This is a genomic window from Plantactinospora sp. DSM 117369 (genome assembly GCF_053764795.1).
In genome coordinates this window covers 9,005,770-9,020,093 of the sequence record NZ_CM132446.1, presented here as the reverse complement: position 1 = coordinate 9,020,093, position 14,324 = coordinate 9,005,770, and the positions used below count along the sequence as shown (strand labels likewise).

25 protein-coding genes are annotated in these 14,324 nt (G+C 69.0%); all 25 read left to right on the top strand.

The genetic code is table 11. The annotated features are described in order from the left end of the window. Positions 1 to 3 precede the first annotated feature (3 nt). The gene (rplP, locus tag ACSMXO_RS38645) at positions 4 to 429 is read left to right on the top strand and encodes a 50S ribosomal protein L16 (RefSeq protein WP_346258309.1); all 426 of its coding nucleotides are present in this window, start codon (positions 4 to 6) and stop codon (positions 427 to 429) included. Then, entirely contained in the window at positions 429 to 665 is a 237-nt protein-coding gene (rpmC, locus tag ACSMXO_RS38640) for a 50S ribosomal protein L29 (RefSeq protein WP_107260894.1), read from the top strand. Before rplP ends, rpmC begins: the two co-directional genes overlap by 1 nt. Further along, on the top strand, positions 662 to 943 hold the full coding sequence (rpsQ, locus tag ACSMXO_RS38635; protein WP_346258308.1) for a 30S ribosomal protein S17: 282 nt from the start codon (positions 662 to 664) through the stop codon (positions 941 to 943). Before rpmC ends, rpsQ begins: the two co-directional genes overlap by 4 nt. A gap of 113 nt (positions 944 to 1,056) precedes the next feature. Then, entirely contained in the window at positions 1,057 to 1,425 is a 369-nt protein-coding gene (gene rplN / locus ACSMXO_RS38630) for a 50S ribosomal protein L14 (protein WP_007073026.1), read from the top strand. Between the two features lie 82 nt (positions 1,426 to 1,507). Next, positions 1,508 to 1,822 (top strand): 50S ribosomal protein L24, encoded by a 315-nt coding sequence (gene rplX, locus ACSMXO_RS38625; RefSeq protein WP_278064264.1) that lies wholly within the window; start codon positions 1,508 to 1,510, stop codon positions 1,820 to 1,822. Then, positions 1,819 to 2,388 carry a 50S ribosomal protein L5 gene (gene rplE, locus ACSMXO_RS38620; RefSeq protein WP_412102745.1) on the top strand — a complete coding sequence of 190 codons (570 nt, stop codon included), beginning with the start codon at positions 1,819 to 1,821 and terminating at the stop codon, positions 2,386 to 2,388. Before rplX ends, rplE begins: the two co-directional genes overlap by 4 nt. A gap of 1 nt (position 2,389) precedes the next feature. After that, positions 2,390 to 2,575, top strand: coding sequence for a type Z 30S ribosomal protein S14 (locus tag ACSMXO_RS38615; RefSeq protein ID WP_007073023.1), 186 nt, complete (start codon positions 2,390 to 2,392; stop codon positions 2,573 to 2,575). A 154-nt stretch (positions 2,576 to 2,729) separates the two neighbouring features. Next, the gene (gene rpsH / locus ACSMXO_RS38610) at positions 2,730 to 3,137 is read left to right on the top strand and encodes a 30S ribosomal protein S8 (RefSeq protein WP_093403619.1); all 408 of its coding nucleotides are present in this window, start codon (positions 2,730 to 2,732) and stop codon (positions 3,135 to 3,137) included. Positions 3,138 to 3,153: 16 nt separating this feature from the next. Continuing rightward, entirely contained in the window at positions 3,154 to 3,696 is a 543-nt protein-coding gene (gene rplF, locus ACSMXO_RS38605; protein WP_346258307.1) for a 50S ribosomal protein L6, read from the top strand. Between the two features lie 61 nt (positions 3,697 to 3,757). After that, positions 3,758 to 4,147 carry a 50S ribosomal protein L18 gene (gene rplR, locus ACSMXO_RS38600; protein WP_455415752.1) on the top strand — a complete coding sequence of 130 codons (390 nt, stop codon included), beginning with the start codon at positions 3,758 to 3,760 and terminating at the stop codon, positions 4,145 to 4,147. A 29-nt stretch (positions 4,148 to 4,176) separates the two neighbouring features. Then, positions 4,177 to 4,791: a 30S ribosomal protein S5 gene (gene rpsE / locus ACSMXO_RS38595; protein ID WP_101368132.1), complete on the top strand. Its 615-nt coding sequence runs from the start codon at positions 4,177 to 4,179 to the stop codon at positions 4,789 to 4,791. After that, positions 4,791 to 4,973, top strand: a complete 183-nt coding sequence (rpmD, locus tag ACSMXO_RS38590) for a 50S ribosomal protein L30 (RefSeq protein ID WP_013735939.1) — start codon at positions 4,791 to 4,793, stop codon at positions 4,971 to 4,973. The genes rpsE and rpmD overlap by 1 nt, the downstream gene beginning before the upstream one ends. Continuing rightward, on the top strand, positions 4,973 to 5,416 hold the full coding sequence (gene rplO / locus ACSMXO_RS38585) for a 50S ribosomal protein L15 (protein WP_101368131.1): 444 nt from the start codon (positions 4,973 to 4,975) through the stop codon (positions 5,414 to 5,416). The genes rpmD and rplO overlap by 1 nt, the downstream gene beginning before the upstream one ends. Positions 5,417 to 5,650: 234 nt before the next feature. Next, complete coding sequence (gene secY, locus ACSMXO_RS38580; protein ID WP_346258306.1) at positions 5,651 to 6,982, top strand: preprotein translocase subunit SecY; 1,332 nt, start codon at positions 5,651 to 5,653, stop codon at positions 6,980 to 6,982. Continuing rightward, positions 6,983 to 7,636 carry an adenylate kinase gene (locus tag ACSMXO_RS38575; protein WP_318395945.1) on the top strand — a complete coding sequence of 218 codons (654 nt, stop codon included), beginning with the start codon at positions 6,983 to 6,985 and terminating at the stop codon, positions 7,634 to 7,636. Positions 7,637 to 7,646: 10 nt separating this feature from the next. Then, complete coding sequence (gene map / locus ACSMXO_RS38570) at positions 7,647 to 8,498, top strand: type I methionyl aminopeptidase (RefSeq protein WP_346258305.1); 852 nt, start codon at positions 7,647 to 7,649, stop codon at positions 8,496 to 8,498. Positions 8,499 to 8,559: 61 nt separating this feature from the next. Continuing rightward, positions 8,560 to 9,147 (top strand): DUF1707 SHOCT-like domain-containing protein, encoded by a 588-nt coding sequence (locus ACSMXO_RS38565; protein ID WP_346258304.1) that lies wholly within the window; start codon positions 8,560 to 8,562, stop codon positions 9,145 to 9,147. A gap of 214 nt (positions 9,148 to 9,361) precedes the next feature. Next, positions 9,362 to 9,583: a translation initiation factor IF-1 gene (gene infA / locus ACSMXO_RS38560; RefSeq protein ID WP_007073013.1), complete on the top strand. Its 222-nt coding sequence runs from the start codon at positions 9,362 to 9,364 to the stop codon at positions 9,581 to 9,583. Between the two features lie 127 nt (positions 9,584 to 9,710). Beyond that, entirely contained in the window at positions 9,711 to 9,824 is a 114-nt protein-coding gene (rpmJ, locus tag ACSMXO_RS38555) for a 50S ribosomal protein L36 (RefSeq protein WP_012184307.1), read from the top strand. A gap of 223 nt (positions 9,825 to 10,047) precedes the next feature. Beyond that, positions 10,048 to 10,428, top strand: coding sequence for a 30S ribosomal protein S13 (rpsM, locus tag ACSMXO_RS38550; protein WP_130461971.1), 381 nt, complete (start codon positions 10,048 to 10,050; stop codon positions 10,426 to 10,428). 141 nt (positions 10,429 to 10,569) lie between these two features. After that, entirely contained in the window at positions 10,570 to 10,977 is a 408-nt protein-coding gene (gene rpsK, locus ACSMXO_RS38545; RefSeq protein WP_030329919.1) for a 30S ribosomal protein S11, read from the top strand. Between the two features lie 16 nt (positions 10,978 to 10,993). Further along, on the top strand, positions 10,994 to 11,620 hold the full coding sequence (rpsD, locus tag ACSMXO_RS38540; RefSeq protein WP_203868102.1) for a 30S ribosomal protein S4: 627 nt from the start codon (positions 10,994 to 10,996) through the stop codon (positions 11,618 to 11,620). 115 nt (positions 11,621 to 11,735) lie between these two features. Next, on the top strand, positions 11,736 to 12,758 hold the full coding sequence (locus ACSMXO_RS38535) for a DNA-directed RNA polymerase subunit alpha (RefSeq protein ID WP_101368124.1): 1,023 nt from the start codon (positions 11,736 to 11,738) through the stop codon (positions 12,756 to 12,758). A 68-nt stretch (positions 12,759 to 12,826) separates the two neighbouring features. Next, entirely contained in the window at positions 12,827 to 13,384 is a 558-nt protein-coding gene (gene rplQ, locus ACSMXO_RS38530) for a 50S ribosomal protein L17 (RefSeq protein ID WP_455415751.1), read from the top strand. A gap of 81 nt (positions 13,385 to 13,465) precedes the next feature. Further along, complete coding sequence (gene truA, locus ACSMXO_RS38525) at positions 13,466 to 14,299, top strand: tRNA pseudouridine(38-40) synthase TruA (protein ID WP_455415750.1); 834 nt, start codon at positions 13,466 to 13,468, stop codon at positions 14,297 to 14,299. Positions 14,300 to 14,324 lie beyond the last annotated feature (25 nt).

Here is a 14,324-nt window from a genome sequence, read left to right as displayed (position 1 = left end):
CAGATGCTGATGCCGCGCAAGCCCCCGAAGGGCTTCCGCAAGCCGCACCACCCCGACCGCCACGGCGCGGCGAAGGGTGGCACCCGGGTGGTGTTCGGCGAGTTCGGAATCCAGGCGCTCGAGCCCGCGTACGTGACCAACCGGCAGATCGAGTCGGCGCGTATCGCGATGACCCGGCACATCAAGCGTGGCGGCAAGGTCTGGATCACGGTCTTCCCGGACCAGGCCCTGACCAAGAAGCCGGCCGAGACCCGGATGGGTTCCGGTAAGGGTTCGCCCGAGTGGTGGGTGGCCAACATCAAGCCGGGGCGGGTGCTCTTCGAGATGTCCTTCCCCAACGAGCAGATCGCGCGAGAGGCGATGCGTCGCGCGATCCACAAGCTCCCGATGAAGTGCCGCATTGTGACGCGCGAAGTGGGTGAAAGCTGATGGCCGCGGGCGTGAAGGCCAGCGAGCTGCGTGAGCTCTCCGAGGAGGAGCTGGTGAGCCGGCTCCGGGAGGCCAAGGCGGAGCTGTTCAACCTCCGCGTCCAGTCGGCGACCGGTCAGCTGGACAACAACCGCCGGCTCCAGGTCATCCGCCGGGAGATCGCCCGGATCTACACGATCATGCGTGAGCGTGAGCTTGGGCTTTCGGCCGCGCCGACTGAGGTGACTGCATCATGAGTGACGAGACCACCACCACTGCGAAGGCGCGGGCCCAGCGCAAGGTCCGGGAGGGCCTCGTGGTCAGCGACAAGATGGAAAAGACCGTGGTCGTCGAGGTCGAGGACCGGGTCAAGCACGCGCTGTACGGCAAGGTCATGCGCCGCACCAGCAAGCTGAAGGCGCACGACGAGCAGAACGCGTGCGGCGTGGGCGACCGGGTGCTGCTCATGGAGACCCGTCCGCTGTCCGCCACCAAGCGGTGGCGGGTCGTGGAGATCCTCGAGAAGGCCAAGTAAGAGCCGTACCGCAGGCTCAGGGTTCCGCCAAGCTCAGCCGGCACGGGACTTCGGTCGACGAAGGCAGGCCGGATCCACCGCCGGCTGAGAACTGGCAGACATAGGAGATAGACGTGATTCAGCAGGAGTCGCGACTGCGCGTCGCCGACAACACGGGTGCTCGGGAGATCCTGTGCATCCGGGTGCTCGGTGGCTCCGGTCGGCGCTACGCGAGCATCGGCGACGTCATCGTGGCCACGGTCAAGGACGCCATTCCCGGTGCCGGTGTGAAGAAGGGCGACGTCGTCAAGGCGGTCGTCGTCCGCACCGCGAAGGAGAAGCGGCGGCCGGACGGCTCGTACATCCGATTCGACGAGAACGCAGCCGTGATCATCAAGGATGGTGGCGACCCGCGGGGTACCCGTATCTTTGGCCCGGTAGGCCGTGAGCTGCGGGACAAGCGGTTCATGAAGATCATCTCGCTCGCGCCGGAGGTGTTGTGACCGTGACCGAGCGCAGCGAGGGAACCAGCAAGCTCAGGCGGTGTGACCTTCAGGCACGCGCCGACCGGAGGGAGGTGCGGGCATGAAGGTCAAGAAGGGCGACACGGTCATCGTCATCGCCGGCAAGGACAAGGGTGCCAAGGGCAAGGTCATCGCGGCCTACCCGCGGCAGGACAAGGTCTTGGTCGAGGGCGTGAACCGGGTCAAGAAGCACACCCGCATCCGCACCACCCAGCGCGGTGCGAAGACCGGCGGCATCGTCACGCAGGAGGCCGCGATCCACGTCTCGAACGTGATGGTCCTGGACTCCGACGGCAACCCGACGCGGGTCGGGTACCGGATCGACGAGGGTGGCCAGAAGGTCCGCATCGCGCGTAGCACCGGTAAGGACCTGTGATGACGGCAACCGAGACCAAGACGCTGCCCCGGCTCAAGCAGCGGTACCGCGAAGAGATCGTGGGCCAGCTCCGCGAGCAGTTCCAGTACGGCAACCCGATGCAGGTGCCCGGCCTGGTCAAGATCGTCGTCAACATGGGCGTCGGCGAGGCTGCCCGGGACGCGAAGCTGATCGACGGCGCCGTACGCGACCTGGCCACCATCTCCGGCCAGAAGCCGCAGGTCCGCCGGGCCCGCAAGTCCATCGCGCAGTTCAAGCTTCGCGAGGGCATGCCGATCGGCGCCAAGGTGACCCTGCGCGGCGACCGGATGTGGGAGTTCCTGGACCGGCTGCTCTCGATCGCGCTGCCCCGGATCCGGGACTTCCGTGGTCTGGACGGGCGCAAGCTCGACGGGCACGGCAACTACACGTTCGGCCTGACCGAGCAGTCGGTGTTCCACGAGATCGACCAGGACCGGATCGACCGCGTACGGGGCATGGACATCACGGTGGTGACCACCGCCAAGACCGACGACGAGGGCCGGGCGCTGCTCAAGCTCCTGGGCTTCCCGTTCAAGGAGAACTGAGATGGCGAAGAAGGCGCTGATCCTCAAGGCCGCCGCGAAGCCGAAGTTCTCGGTTCGCGCGTACACCCGCTGCCAGCGTTGCGGGCGGCCGAAGGCGGTCTACCGCAAGTTCGGCCTCTGCCGGGTCTGCATCCGGGAGATGGCCCACCGCGGTGAGCTGCCCGGCGTGTCGAAGGCTTCCTGGTGACACTGCGCCCCATCCGTGGGTGGCGGAGCGAGCACCGCAACGCCACCCGCTTTGGGCCCAGCCACGTCCCGACCGATATCCGGGGCGAGGATCGCAACGCCGTAGGCCCGGGTCAATGCCCCGGGAACCCCGGCGAGAAAGGCTGACGAGATCCATGACGATGACCGACCCGATCGCAGACATGCTGACGCGTCTGCGTAACGCCAACCAGGCGTACCACGACCGGGTGACGATGCCCTACTCGAAGATCAAGGCGAACATCGCCGAGGTCCTCAAGTCCGAGGGCTACATCGCGACCTGGGCGGTCGAGGAGCCCGAGGAGGGCGCCGTCGGCAAGCGACTGGTCGTCGAGCTTAAGTACGGCCAGAACCGCGAGCGGAGCCTGGCCGGCATCAAGCGCGTGTCCAAGCCCGGCCTCCGGGTGTACGCCAAGTCGGACGGGCTCCCGCGGGTGCTCGGTGGACTGGGCGTGGCGATCATTTCGACGTCCCAGGGGCTGCTGACCGACCGGCAGGCCCGCAAGCGGAGCGTTGGCGGGGAAGTCCTCGCCTTCGTCTGGTAACGGGAGACAGAGAGAAATGTCGCGTATTGGACGTAAGTCGATCCCGGTGCCGTCCGGCGTCGAGGTGACCATCGACGGCTCGACCGTCAAGGTCAAGGGGCCGAAGGGCGAGCTGTCGCACACCCTGGCCGAGCCGATCACGGCCGAGCGGGGCGAGGACGGCCAGCTGCACGTCAGCCGGCCGAACGACGAGCGCAAGGCCAAGGAGTTGCACGGCCTGAGCCGTACGCTGGTGGCGAACATGATCACCGGGGTGACCGAGGGCTACCGCAAGACCCTGGAGATCGCCGGCACCGGTTACCGGGTCACCGCCAAGGGCAGCGACCTGGAGTTCGCGCTCGGGTTCTCGCACCCGGTGCAGGTGAAGGCCCCGGCCGGGATCACCTTCACGGTCGAGCGGCCCACCCTGTTCCACGTGGCCGGCATCGACAAGCAGCAGGTGGGCGAGGTCGCCGCCAACATCCGCAAGATCCGCCCGCCGGAGCCGTACAAGGGCAAGGGCGTCAAGTACCAGGGCGAGGTCATTCGGCGCAAGGCCGGAAAGGCGGGCAAGAAGTGACCGCCAACGGCAGGGCGAGGTCATCCGTCGGCCGCAAGGCTGAGAGAAAGGCAGGTAAGAAGTGACCGCCACACTGCTCAAGCGCCGCCGCGGGGTTGCCGCCAAGCGCGCCATCGGGCGGGCGCGTCGGCACTTCCGGGTCCGCAAGACCGTCGTCGGCACCGCCGAGCGGCCGCGTCTCGTGGTCACCCGCTCGCTGCGGCACATCACCGCGCAGATCGTGGACGACGGCAAGGGCCACACGCTGGTCTACGCCTCGACCATGGACGACTCGATCCGGGGCGCCGAGGGCGACAAGAGCGCCCTGGCCGGCAAGGTCGGCGCGCTCGTCGCCGAGCGGGCCAAGGCGGCCGGGATCTCCAAGGTCGTCTTCGACCGCGGTGGCAACCAGTACGCGGGGCGGATCGCCGCGCTGGCCGACGCGGCCCGCGAAGCCGGGCTCGAGTTCTAACCCCGTCACGAGAGAGAGGAAGGCTGCTGATGCCAGGTCAACAGCGCCGTGGCGGCGGGTCCGGTGGCAACGAGGGTGGTCGCCGCGACAACCGCCGTGAGGGCGGTCGCGGAAACGCGCCCGCCGAGAAGACGCCGCACCTTGAGCGGGTCGTCGCCATCAACCGGGTTGCCAAGGTCGTGAAGGGCGGTCGTCGCTTCAGCTTCACCGCCCTGGTGATCGTGGGCGACGGCGACGGCACGGTCGGTGTGGGCTACGGGAAGGCCAAGGAGGTGCCCGCGGCGATCGCCAAGGGCGTCGAGGAGGCCAAGAAGCACTTCTTCAAGGTGCCCCGGATCGGTGCCTCGATCCCGCACCCGGTGACGGGCGAGGACGCCGCTGGTGTGGTGCTGCTCAAGCCGGCCAGCGCCGGTACGGGCGTCATCGCCGGTGGTCCGGTCCGGGCCGTGCTGGAGTGCGCGGGCATCCACGATGTGCTCTCCAAGAGCCTCGGCTCGTCCAACCCGATCAACATCGTGCACGCCACGGTGGCGGCCCTGAAGGGGCTGGAGTCGCCGGAGGCGGTCGCGAAGCGTCGGGGCCTGCCGGTCGAGGACGTCGCCCCGGCCGCCATGCTGGCGGCCCAGGCGGGGGTGACGGCCTGATGGCACGCCTGAAGGTGACCCAGGTCCGGTCCGGCATCGGGACCAAGCACAACCAGCGCGAGTCGCTGCGGTCGCTCGGTCTCAAGCGGATCAACGACGTGGTGGTCAAGGAGGACCGTCCCGAGATTCGGGGCATGATCTTCACCGTGAGCCACCTCGTGAAGGTCGAGGAGGTCGAGTAATGACGATCAAGGTCCACCACCTGCGCCCGGCCCCCGGAGCCAAGACCGAGAAGACCCGGGTGGGTCGCGGTGAGGGTTCCAAGGGGAAGACCGCCGGTCGCGGTACCAAGGGTTCCAAGGCCCGGAAGAACATCTCGGCGGCCTTCGAGGGTGGGCAGATGCCCATCCACATGCGGCTGCCGAAGCTGAAGGGCTTCAAGAACAAGTTCAAGGTCGTGTTCCAGGTGGTCAACCTGGACCGGCTCGCCGAGTTGTTCCCGGAGGGCGGCCAGGTCGGTCCGCAGGAGCTGGTCCAGGCCGGCGCCGTCCGCAAGGGGCAGCCGGTGAAGGTTCTCGGTACCGGGGAGCTGGGCGGGGTCGCCCTCCAGGTGTCGGCGCACGCGTTCAGCGCGTCGGCCAAGGAGAAGATCACCGCTGCCGGCGGCTCGGTGACGGAGCTGTAGGACGTCGCGGTCGAGGCGCTCGCCCAGTTCACGGCAACTGGCGGGCGCCACGGCTACTAGCGGGCCAATCGTCCCGTTAATATCGGAAGCGGTGAATGCTCTCCGGGTGGATCTGCCCGGAAGCGCGCCGGACTGTTAGAGTCCGATCCCAGCTATGGGTATCGGGTCGATCGCCCGACAACCACCCCGTCCCGCCACGAACCACCGGCGGCCGCCTCGCGCAGGAGGAAGAAGTTGCTCTCCGCCTTTCTCAGTGCGTTCCGCACGCCTGACCTGCGCAAGAAGCTGCTGTTCACAGTAGGCATCATCGCGGTCTACCGGCTCGGTGCGACACTGCCCAGCCCCGGCGTCTCCTACGGCAACGTGCAGAAGTGCATCGAGACCATGGAGGACGGCGAGGGCAACGGCGTCTTCAACCTGCTCAACCTCTTCTCCGGCGGCGCGCTGCTCTCGCTGTCGGTCTTCGCGCTGGGCATCATGCCCTACATCACCGCCTCGATCATCCTGCAGCTGCTCACCGTGGTCATCCCGCGGTTGGAGCAGCTCCGCAAGGAGGGCCAGGCCGGTCAGGCGAAGATCACGCAGTACACCCGCTACCTCACCCTGGGCCTGGGCATCCTGCAGGCGTCGGCGTTCGTGGCGCTGGCCCGCTCCGGCCAGCTCTTCAACGGGATGTGCCAGGAGTTCCCGATCATCCCGGAGGGCACCGGCCTGCCGACCTGGCTGACCGTGACCGTTCTGGTGATCACGATGACCGCCGGTACCGGTGTGGTGATGTGGCTCGGCGAGCTGATCACCGACCGGGGCGTCGGCAACGGCATGTCGGTGCTGATCTTCACCTCGATCGCCGCCCGGCTGCCCAGCGAGGGCTGGACCATCAAGAACAACAAGGGCTGGGCGATGTTCGGCCTGGTGCTGGTGCTGGTCCTGGTGGTCATCACCGCGGTCGTCTTCATCGAGCAGGCGCAGCGCCGCATCCCGGTCCAGTACGCCAAGCGCATGATCGGCCGGCGGATGTACGGCGGCACCTCGACCTACATCCCGCTGAAGGTCAACCAGGCGGGTGTGATCCCGGTCATCTTCGGCTCGTCGCTGCTCTACCTGCCGTCGCTGCTGCTCCAGTTCTTCGACCAGAACAACCTCAACGGCTGGCAGACCTGGGTGCAGAACCACCTCGTGCAGCCGGACAGCCCCACCTACATCAGCGTGTACTTCCTGCTGATCATCTTCTTCACGTACTTCTACGTCTCGATCACGTTCAACCCGACCGAGGTCGCGGACAACATGAAGAAGTACGGCGGGTTCGTCCCGGGCATCCGGCCCGGCAAGCCGACCGCCGACTACCTCGACTTCATCCTGAGCCGGATCACCCTCCCCGGCGCGCTCTACCTGGGCCTGATCTCGATCCTGCCGAACTTCTTCTTCATCTGGCTGGACAACCAGCAGTTCCAGAACTTCCCGTTCGGTGGCACGGCCGTGCTGATCATGGTCGGCGTCGGGCTGGAGACGGTGAAGCAGATCGAGAGCCAGCTCATGCAGCGGAACTACGAAGGGTTCCTGCGGTAGATGCGACTCGTTCTGGTCGGTCCCCCCGGGGCGGGCAAGGGGACCCAGGCCGAGTTCATCGCCGCCCACCTCGCCGTGCCCAAGATCTCGACGGGGGACATCTTCCGGGCCAACGTGTCGCAGGGCACCCCCCTCGGTGTCGAGGCGAAGCGCTACATGGACGCCGGCAAGCTGGTGCCGGACGAGGTGACGATCAACATGGTCCGGGATCGGCTCGCCGAACCGGACGCGGCCGAGGGGTTCCTGCTCGACGGCTTCCCGCGGACCACTCCGCAGGCCGCCGCGCTGGACAAGCTGCTGGCCGATCTCGGCACCGCGCTCGACCTGGTGATGGAGCTGGTGGTTGACGACGACGAGGTCATCCGGCGGCTCTCCGGCCGGCGTACCTGCCGGGGCTGCGGCAAGGTCTGGCACATCGAGTTCGACCCCTCCTCGGTCGAGGGGCTCTGTGACCGCTGCGGCGGGGAGCTGTTCCAGCGCGACGACGACAAGGCCGAGACGATCGCCGAGCGGCTGCGCGAGTACGCCAGCAAGACCGCACCGTTGATCGACTACTACGGTGCGCAGGGCAAGCTCGTCGGCATCGACGCCACCGGGCCGGTGGAGGACGTTACCGTCCGGGCTATCGACGCCCTGCGGTCGTACGGCGGATAGGCTGGGCACCATGCGCCGTCCCCAGCTGGACATCCAGCTGAAGACCCCGGAGCAGATCGAGCTGATGCGCGCCGCCGGGCTCGTCGTCGCGGCGGCCCTGGAGCGGATGCGGGCGGCCGTGGCCCCGGGCGTCTCCACCGCCGACCTCGACGCGATCGCCGAGTCGGTGATCCGGGAGGCCGGCGGCACGCCCTCGTTCAAGGGCTACCACGGCTATCCGGCGTCGATCTGCTCCTCGGTCAACGAGCAGATCGTGCACGCCATCCCGGCACCGACCCAGGTGCTCCGGGACGGCGACCTGATCTCGATCGACTGCGGTGCCATCCTCGACGGCTGGCACGGCGACGCCGCGATCACGGTCGGGGTCGGCGAGGTCCGTCCCGAACTGCTCCGGATGGCCGAGGCCGCCGAGGACGCGATGTGGGCGGGGATCCGGGCCGCGGCGCGCGGCATGCTCAGCGGTCGCGGCCGGCTGACCGACATCTCGTACGCGGTCGAGCGCGCGGTCCGGGCCGCCGGCCGGTACGGCATCGTCGAGGGGTACGGCGGGCACGGCATCGGCACCGAGATGCACCAGGACCCGCACGTGTTGAACCACGGCCGGCCCGGGCGTGGCCCCCGGCTGGTGCCGGGGATGGCGCTGGCGATCGAGCCGATGGTGACGATGGGGTCCCCTCGCACGGTGGAGCTGGACGACGGCTGGACGGTGATCAGCCGCGACGGGTCGATCGCGGCCCACGTCGAGCACACGATGGCGCTGCTGGACGACGGTGTCTGGGTACTGACCGCGCCGGACGGCGGCCGGGCCCGGCTCGGCGACCTGGTCACCGCCCGGGAACCGGCCAGGTCCTCGGCCGGCTGACGGCCGCCGCCGGCCTGTGCGGGGTAGGCGGGGCTGGACCCGCAGTGGCATCCTCGTAGTCATGGACCGGCGGGACGAGATGCGTGCTGCGGACTCCGACCGAGCGGCCGTGGCCGACCAGCTCCTGCGGGCACTGAACGAGGGCCGCCTCGACCTGGGCGAGTACGACGACCGGCTGCAGCGGGCGTACGCCGCGAAGACGTACGGAGACCTCGACGGGCTCCTCACCGACCTGCCGGGGACGGTGCCGGTCGACCAGGCCCAGCTGGTGCCGACCGGCGACCCGAAGCGGCCGGTGCTCCGCCCCGGACCCGACGGCCGGTATCCGGGCGCCACCCGGGCCTGGCTGGCCGACACCTGGGACGGCTACTTCGGCCTGGTCGGCATCGTCGTCGCGATCTGGGCGGTCACCTCGGTGCTGGCGACCGACTTCCTCTACTTCTGGCCGGGCTGGGTAGCTGGGCCGCTCGGCGCGCTGCTGCTGGTCGGTACCGTCACGGGTCTGGCGAAGGGGGAGCCGCAGCGCTGGGCCGCCAAGCAGGCGGCGAAGCAGGCGGCTAAGGAACGGGCGAAGATCGAGAAGCGGGCCCGGGTGGAGGAGCGGAAACGCCGGCGGGACGAGCAGGCCGGCCAGGAGGAACCCGCCTGATATAGTCGCGTTCGTCCGATCCGGCGACCCCCGGGGTCCCGGGTTGGCGCTGGCGTGCGGGCGCGCGTACACTGGCTGATCGGCGCACAGCGTCCACTCCGGCATGCCCACCCGCGCTTCGGTGGGGCCGGAGCCGCGGCTGGCTCGGATGTTCTCCGTCCGGGAAAGGCGTTGTGAGCCGTCCGGAGTAACCGACGTCAGGACAGCGGAGGACATGCCGAAAAAAGACGGAGCCATCGAGATCGAGGGCCGAGTGATCGAGCCACTCCCGAACGCCATGTTCCGGGTGGAACTCGCCAACGGCCACAAGGTGCTGGCTCACATCAGCGGCAAGATGCGGCAGCACTACATCCGCATCCTGCCCGAGGACCGGGTCGTCGTCGAACTTTCGCCGTACGACCTGACCCGAGGGCGCATCGTCTACCGCTACAAGTGAACGTCGCCGGGCCGGCTGCCGGTCCGGGCTTCGTGAACTGCCTGACGACGGCCGGGTGTCCGTGTCCGTCCTCAAGACTCGACGGCGTCAGCGCGCTGCCGGGCACAGATGGGAAAGTAAGGCAACCGTGAAGGTCAAGCCGAGCGTCAAGAGGATCTGCAACAAGTGCCGGGTGATCCGCCGGCACGGCCGGGTCATGGTCATCTGCACCGACCCGCGCCACAAGCAGCGCCAGGGCTGATCCGCGACCGCCGGCCGGTGACGAGCCGGCGGCATCGACGGTGGGTCCTGGCCGCAGATCCCGTACAACAACACAAGCTCGTCCCAGCCGCGAGCCGCGAGATCGCCCAGCGAGAACGCAGTCGTGGCCGACCCCCGGTCGGAGGCCGGGGCCCGCAGGTTTGGGCAGGCGGGGTGGGGCGGGTACAGACCTCCGCGAAGAAATCCGAGGAGTACGCCCGCACATGGCACGGCTAGTCGGCGTCGACCTCCCCCGCGAGAAGCGGCTGGAGATCGCGCTCACCTACATTTTCGGGGTCGGTCGGACCCGCGCGGTCGAGACGCTCGCCGCCACCGGCATCTCCCCCGACAAGCGCGCCAAGGACCTCACGGACGAGGAGCTGGTCCAGCTCCGGAACCACATCGAGGCCAACTACAAGGTAGAAGGCGACCTGCGCCGCGAGGTCGCCGCTGACATCCGCCGCAAGGTCGAGATCGGCTGCTACGCGGGCATCCGGCACCGCCGGGGTCTGCCCGTCCGTGGTCAGCGGACCCGTACCAACGCCCGGACCCGGAAGGGCCCGAAGCGGACCGTCGCCGGCAAGAAGAAGCCCGGCAAGAAGTAGAACTGAACCGGAATCCGGGTCGGCATCCGCCGAGGTGGGCCGGACTCCAACCCGCACCGGAAAGTTCTCTGGTGACCGGCCGGCTCTCCCTCCGGAGAGCCGCGACCTGTTCCGGAAAGTCAACTAGGAGCGCACAGACTTATGCCACCGAAGGCTCGCGCCGGGGCCGCCGTCAAGAAGGTCCGGCGCAAGGAACGCAAGAACGTCGCCCACGGGCAGGCGCACATCAAGAGCACGTTCAACAACACCATCGTCTCCATCACGGACCCGACCGGTGCCGTCATCTCCTGGGCCTCCGCCGGCCAGGTGGGCTTCAAGGGTTCCCGCAAGTCGACTCCGTTCGCCGCGCAGCTGGCCGCCGAGGCCGCCGCGCGTCGGGCCATGGAGCACGGCATGCGCAAGGTCGACGTGTTCGTCAAGGGCCCCGGCTCCGGCCGGGAGACCGCCATCCGTTCGCTGCAGGCCGTCGGGCTGGAGGTCGGCCAGATCGCCGACGTCACCCCGCAGCCGCACAACGGGTGCCGTCCGCCGAAGCGTCGTCGGGTCTGAGAGGTAGACGAAGAACATGGCTCGTTACACCGGTGCCGACTGCCGCCGTTGCCGTCGGGAGAAGATGAAGCTGTTCCTCAAGGGCAGCAAGTGCGATGGCCCGAAGTGCCCGTTCGAGTCCCGGCCGTTCCCGCCCGGGCAGCACGGCCGGGGCCGTACCAAGGAGACGGAATACCTGCTCCAGCTTCGTGAGAAGCAGAAGGCCCGCCGGGTCTACGGCGTGCTGGAGAAGCAGTTCCGGGGGTACTACGAGGAGGCCGTCGCCAAGAAGGGCAAGACCGGCGAGATCCTCCTGCAGATCCTGGAGTCGCGTCTCGACAACGTGGTCTACCGGGCCGGTCTGGCGAAGTCGCGCGACCACGCGCGGCAGCTCGTCAAGCACGGACACCTGACGGTGAACGGCCGCAAGGTCGACATCCCGTCGTACCGGGTGAAGGAGCACGACATCGTCGAGGTCCGGGCCAAGTCCAAGGAGCTGACGCCGTTCATCGTGGCGCAGGCCGAGGCCGGCTCGAAGACGGTGCCGGCCTGGCTAGAGGCGATCCCCAGCCAGATGAAGGTGCTGATCCACTCGCTTCCGGCCCGGGGGGTCATCGACACCCAGGTCCAGGAGCAGCTGATCGTCGAGCTCTACTCGAAGTAGCGGTTCCTGGCGTCTCCGCGCCCGGCTCCCGGCCTCGCCGCCGGGAGCCGGCGCGGAGCGCCGGACATGAGTTTGGGCATCAAATAGCGGGTGCCCCGAACGAAAAGGAAACAACATGCTCATCACCCAGCGGCCGACCCTCACCGAGGAGTCGATCAGCGAGACCCGCTCCCGGTTCACCATCGAGCCGCTCGAGCCGGGTTTCGGGTACACCCTGGGCAACTCGCTCCGCCGGACCCTGCTCTCCTCCATCCCGGGCGCGGCGGTCACCTCGATCAAGGTCGACGGTGTGCTGCACGAGTTCACCACCATCCCGGGCGTCAAGGAGGACGTGGTCGAGCTCGTCATGAACGTGAAGGAGCTCTGCGTCAGCTCCGACCACGACGAGCCGGTCAGCATGTACCTGCGCAAGCAGGGCCCCGGCGACGTCACCGCCGGTGACATCCAGCCCCCGGCCGGTGTCTCCGTGCACAACGCCGACCTCAAGCTCGCCACCCTGAACGGCAAGGGCCGGCTCGACATGGAGCTGACCGTCGAGCGGGGCCGTGGCTACGTCACCGCCGCGCAGAACAAGCAGGCCGGCGCCGAGATCGGCCGGATCCCGGTCGACTCGATCTACTCGCCGGTGCTGAAGGTGACGTACCGCGTCGAGGCGACCCGGGTCGAGCAGCGTACCGACTTCGACCGCCTGATCATCGACGTCGAGACCAAGGCCTCGATCGGGCCGCGGACCGCGCTGGCCTCGGCCGGCTCTACCCTGGTCGAGCTCTTCGGGCTGGCCCGGGAGCTGGACGAGAGCGCCGAGGGCATCGACATCGGCCCGTCGCCGCAGGACGCACAGCTCGCCGCCGACCTGGCGCTGCCGATCGAGGAGCTGGACCTCACCGTCCGGTCCTACAACTGCCTCAAGCGCGAGGGCATCAACACGGTTGGCGAGCTGATCGGGCGTACCGAGGCCGATCTGCTCGACATCCGGAACTTCGGGCAGAAGTCGATCGACGAGGTCAAGATGAAGCTCGCCGGCATGGGGCTGGGGCTGAAGGACTCCGCGCCCAACTTCGACCCGGCGCACGTCGTCGACTCCTTCGGCGAGGCCGACTACGACACCGACGACTACCGCGAGACCGAGCAGCTTTAGTCCGGGGCTAGCCGGAGATCCGGCCACCCACTGGAGATCCGGCCACCCACTATTGAGGAGCACCAAGAATGCCCACGCCCACCAAGGGCCCCCGCCTCGGCGGTAGCCCCGCGCACGAGCGGATGATCCTGGCCAACCTGGCCACCGCGCTGTTCCAGCACGGCCGCATCACGACCACCCAGACGAAGGCCAAGCGGCTCCGTCCGCTCGCGGAGCAGCTCATCACCAAGGCCAAGCGGGGGGACCTGGCGTCCCGCCGGCGGGTGCTGACCGTCGTACGGGACAAGGACGTGGTCTTCACCCTGTTCGACCAGATCGCTCCCCGGTTCGCCAACCGCAACGGTGGCTACACCCGGATCGTGAAGACCGTCCCGCGCAAGGGCGACAACGCGCCGATGGCCATCATCGAGCTGGTCGAGGAGCTGGTCGTCGCCCCGGCGGCGCCGGCGAAGAAGACCGCCGCCCGCAAGGCGGCGCAGCAGGACAAGGTCGAGGCGCTCGCCCCGGACGAGGAGACCCCGCGTTCCTCGTCTCCGGACGACGACCAGGACGCCGAGGCACCGGAGTCGCGCTCCGGTGACACCGGGGCGGCCCGGGAGGACACCGACGAGGCGGACACCAAGTAACACCGACGAACGACGCCGGGCCCGGCATCCCCGCGGGGGTGTCGGGCTGCGGCATATCTGGAGCTGGTCGTGGAGCACGAGGTGGATGAGGAGCGGACCCGGGTACGCCTGGACGTCGCCTACGACGGCGGCGACTTCTCCGGCTGGGCGGCGCAGCCCGGTCGGCGTACCGTCGCCGGGGTGCTGGTCGAGGCACTGACCAGGATCATCGGGCCGGATCGGGTCAGTGGACTGACCGTGGCGGGGCGGACCGACGCCGGTGTGCACGCCAGCGGGCAGGTCTGCCATCTCGACCTGCCCAGCGCGGTGTGGCGGCAGTGGGCGGAGACGCTGCTGCGCCGGCTCGCCGGAGTACTGCCGCCGGACGTCCGGGTCCGGGGCGTGACCCAGGTACCGGCCGAGTTCGACGCCCGGTTCTCGGCCACCTTCCGGCGTTACGAGTACCGGGTCACCGACGCCCCGTACGGCGCCGAGCCGCTGCGCCGGCACGAGGTGCTCGCCTGGCCGCGCCCGCTCGACCTGGCGGCGCTGAACCGGGCCGCCGCCGGGCTGGTCGGCGAGCACGACTTCGCGGCGTACTGCCGGCGCAAGGAGAACGCCACGACGGTGCGGGAACTGACCCGACTGGACTGGCGGCGGGATCCGGACGGACTGCTGGTGGCCACCGTGCAGGCCGACGCGTTCTGCCAGTCGATGGTGCGCAGTCTGGTTGGGGCGATGCTGGTGGCCGGGGACGGGCGCCGCCCCGTCGACTGGCCGGGTGGCTTGCTCGGGCGGCGGGAGCGGGCCAGCGAGGTGAGCGTGGCGCCGCCGCACGGGCTGACCCTGGTCGCGGTCGGCTACCCCGAGGACCCCGCCGAGTACGCCAGCCGCGCGCTGCGTACCCGTCGGCTCCGGCTCACCGCCTCGGCCTGAACCCGACCGGCGGGCCCGGCGGTGT

Bases quoted from the DNA above. Each gene is read 5' to 3' on its own strand.
- rplP (WP_346258309.1), top strand. From the start codon at position 4: ATGCTGATGCCGCGCAAGCCCCCGAAGGGCTTCCGCAAGCCGCACCAC.
- rpmC (WP_107260894.1), top strand. From the start codon at position 429: ATGGCCGCGGGCGTGAAGGCCAGCGAGCTGCGTGAGCTCTCCGAGGAG.
- rpsQ (WP_346258308.1), top strand. From the start codon at position 662: ATGAGTGACGAGACCACCACCACTGCGAAGGCGCGGGCCCAGCGCAAG.
- rplX (WP_278064264.1), top strand. From the start codon at position 1,508: ATGAAGGTCAAGAAGGGCGACACGGTCATCGTCATCGCCGGCAAGGAC.
- ACSMXO_RS38615 (WP_007073023.1), top strand. From the start codon at position 2,390: ATGGCGAAGAAGGCGCTGATCCTCAAGGCCGCCGCGAAGCCGAAGTTC.
- rpsH (WP_093403619.1), top strand. From the start codon at position 2,730: ATGACGATGACCGACCCGATCGCAGACATGCTGACGCGTCTGCGTAAC.
- rplF (WP_346258307.1), top strand. From the start codon at position 3,154: ATGTCGCGTATTGGACGTAAGTCGATCCCGGTGCCGTCCGGCGTCGAG.
- rpsE (WP_101368132.1), top strand. From the start codon at position 4,177: ATGCCAGGTCAACAGCGCCGTGGCGGCGGGTCCGGTGGCAACGAGGGT.
- rpmD (WP_013735939.1), top strand. From the start codon at position 4,791: ATGGCACGCCTGAAGGTGACCCAGGTCCGGTCCGGCATCGGGACCAAG.
- rplO (WP_101368131.1), top strand. From the start codon at position 4,973: ATGACGATCAAGGTCCACCACCTGCGCCCGGCCCCCGGAGCCAAGACC.
- ACSMXO_RS38575 (WP_318395945.1), top strand. From the start codon at position 6,983: ATGCGACTCGTTCTGGTCGGTCCCCCCGGGGCGGGCAAGGGGACCCAG.
- map (WP_346258305.1), top strand. From the start codon at position 7,647: ATGCGCCGTCCCCAGCTGGACATCCAGCTGAAGACCCCGGAGCAGATC.
- ACSMXO_RS38565 (WP_346258304.1), top strand. From the start codon at position 8,560: ATGGACCGGCGGGACGAGATGCGTGCTGCGGACTCCGACCGAGCGGCC.
- infA (WP_007073013.1), top strand. From the start codon at position 9,362: ATGCCGAAAAAAGACGGAGCCATCGAGATCGAGGGCCGAGTGATCGAG.
- rpsM (WP_130461971.1), top strand. From the start codon at position 10,048: ATGGCACGGCTAGTCGGCGTCGACCTCCCCCGCGAGAAGCGGCTGGAG.
- rpsK (WP_030329919.1), top strand. From the start codon at position 10,570: ATGCCACCGAAGGCTCGCGCCGGGGCCGCCGTCAAGAAGGTCCGGCGC.
- rpsD (WP_203868102.1), top strand. From the start codon at position 10,994: ATGGCTCGTTACACCGGTGCCGACTGCCGCCGTTGCCGTCGGGAGAAG.
- ACSMXO_RS38535 (WP_101368124.1), top strand. From the start codon at position 11,736: ATGCTCATCACCCAGCGGCCGACCCTCACCGAGGAGTCGATCAGCGAG.
- rplQ (WP_455415751.1), top strand. From the start codon at position 12,827: ATGCCCACGCCCACCAAGGGCCCCCGCCTCGGCGGTAGCCCCGCGCAC.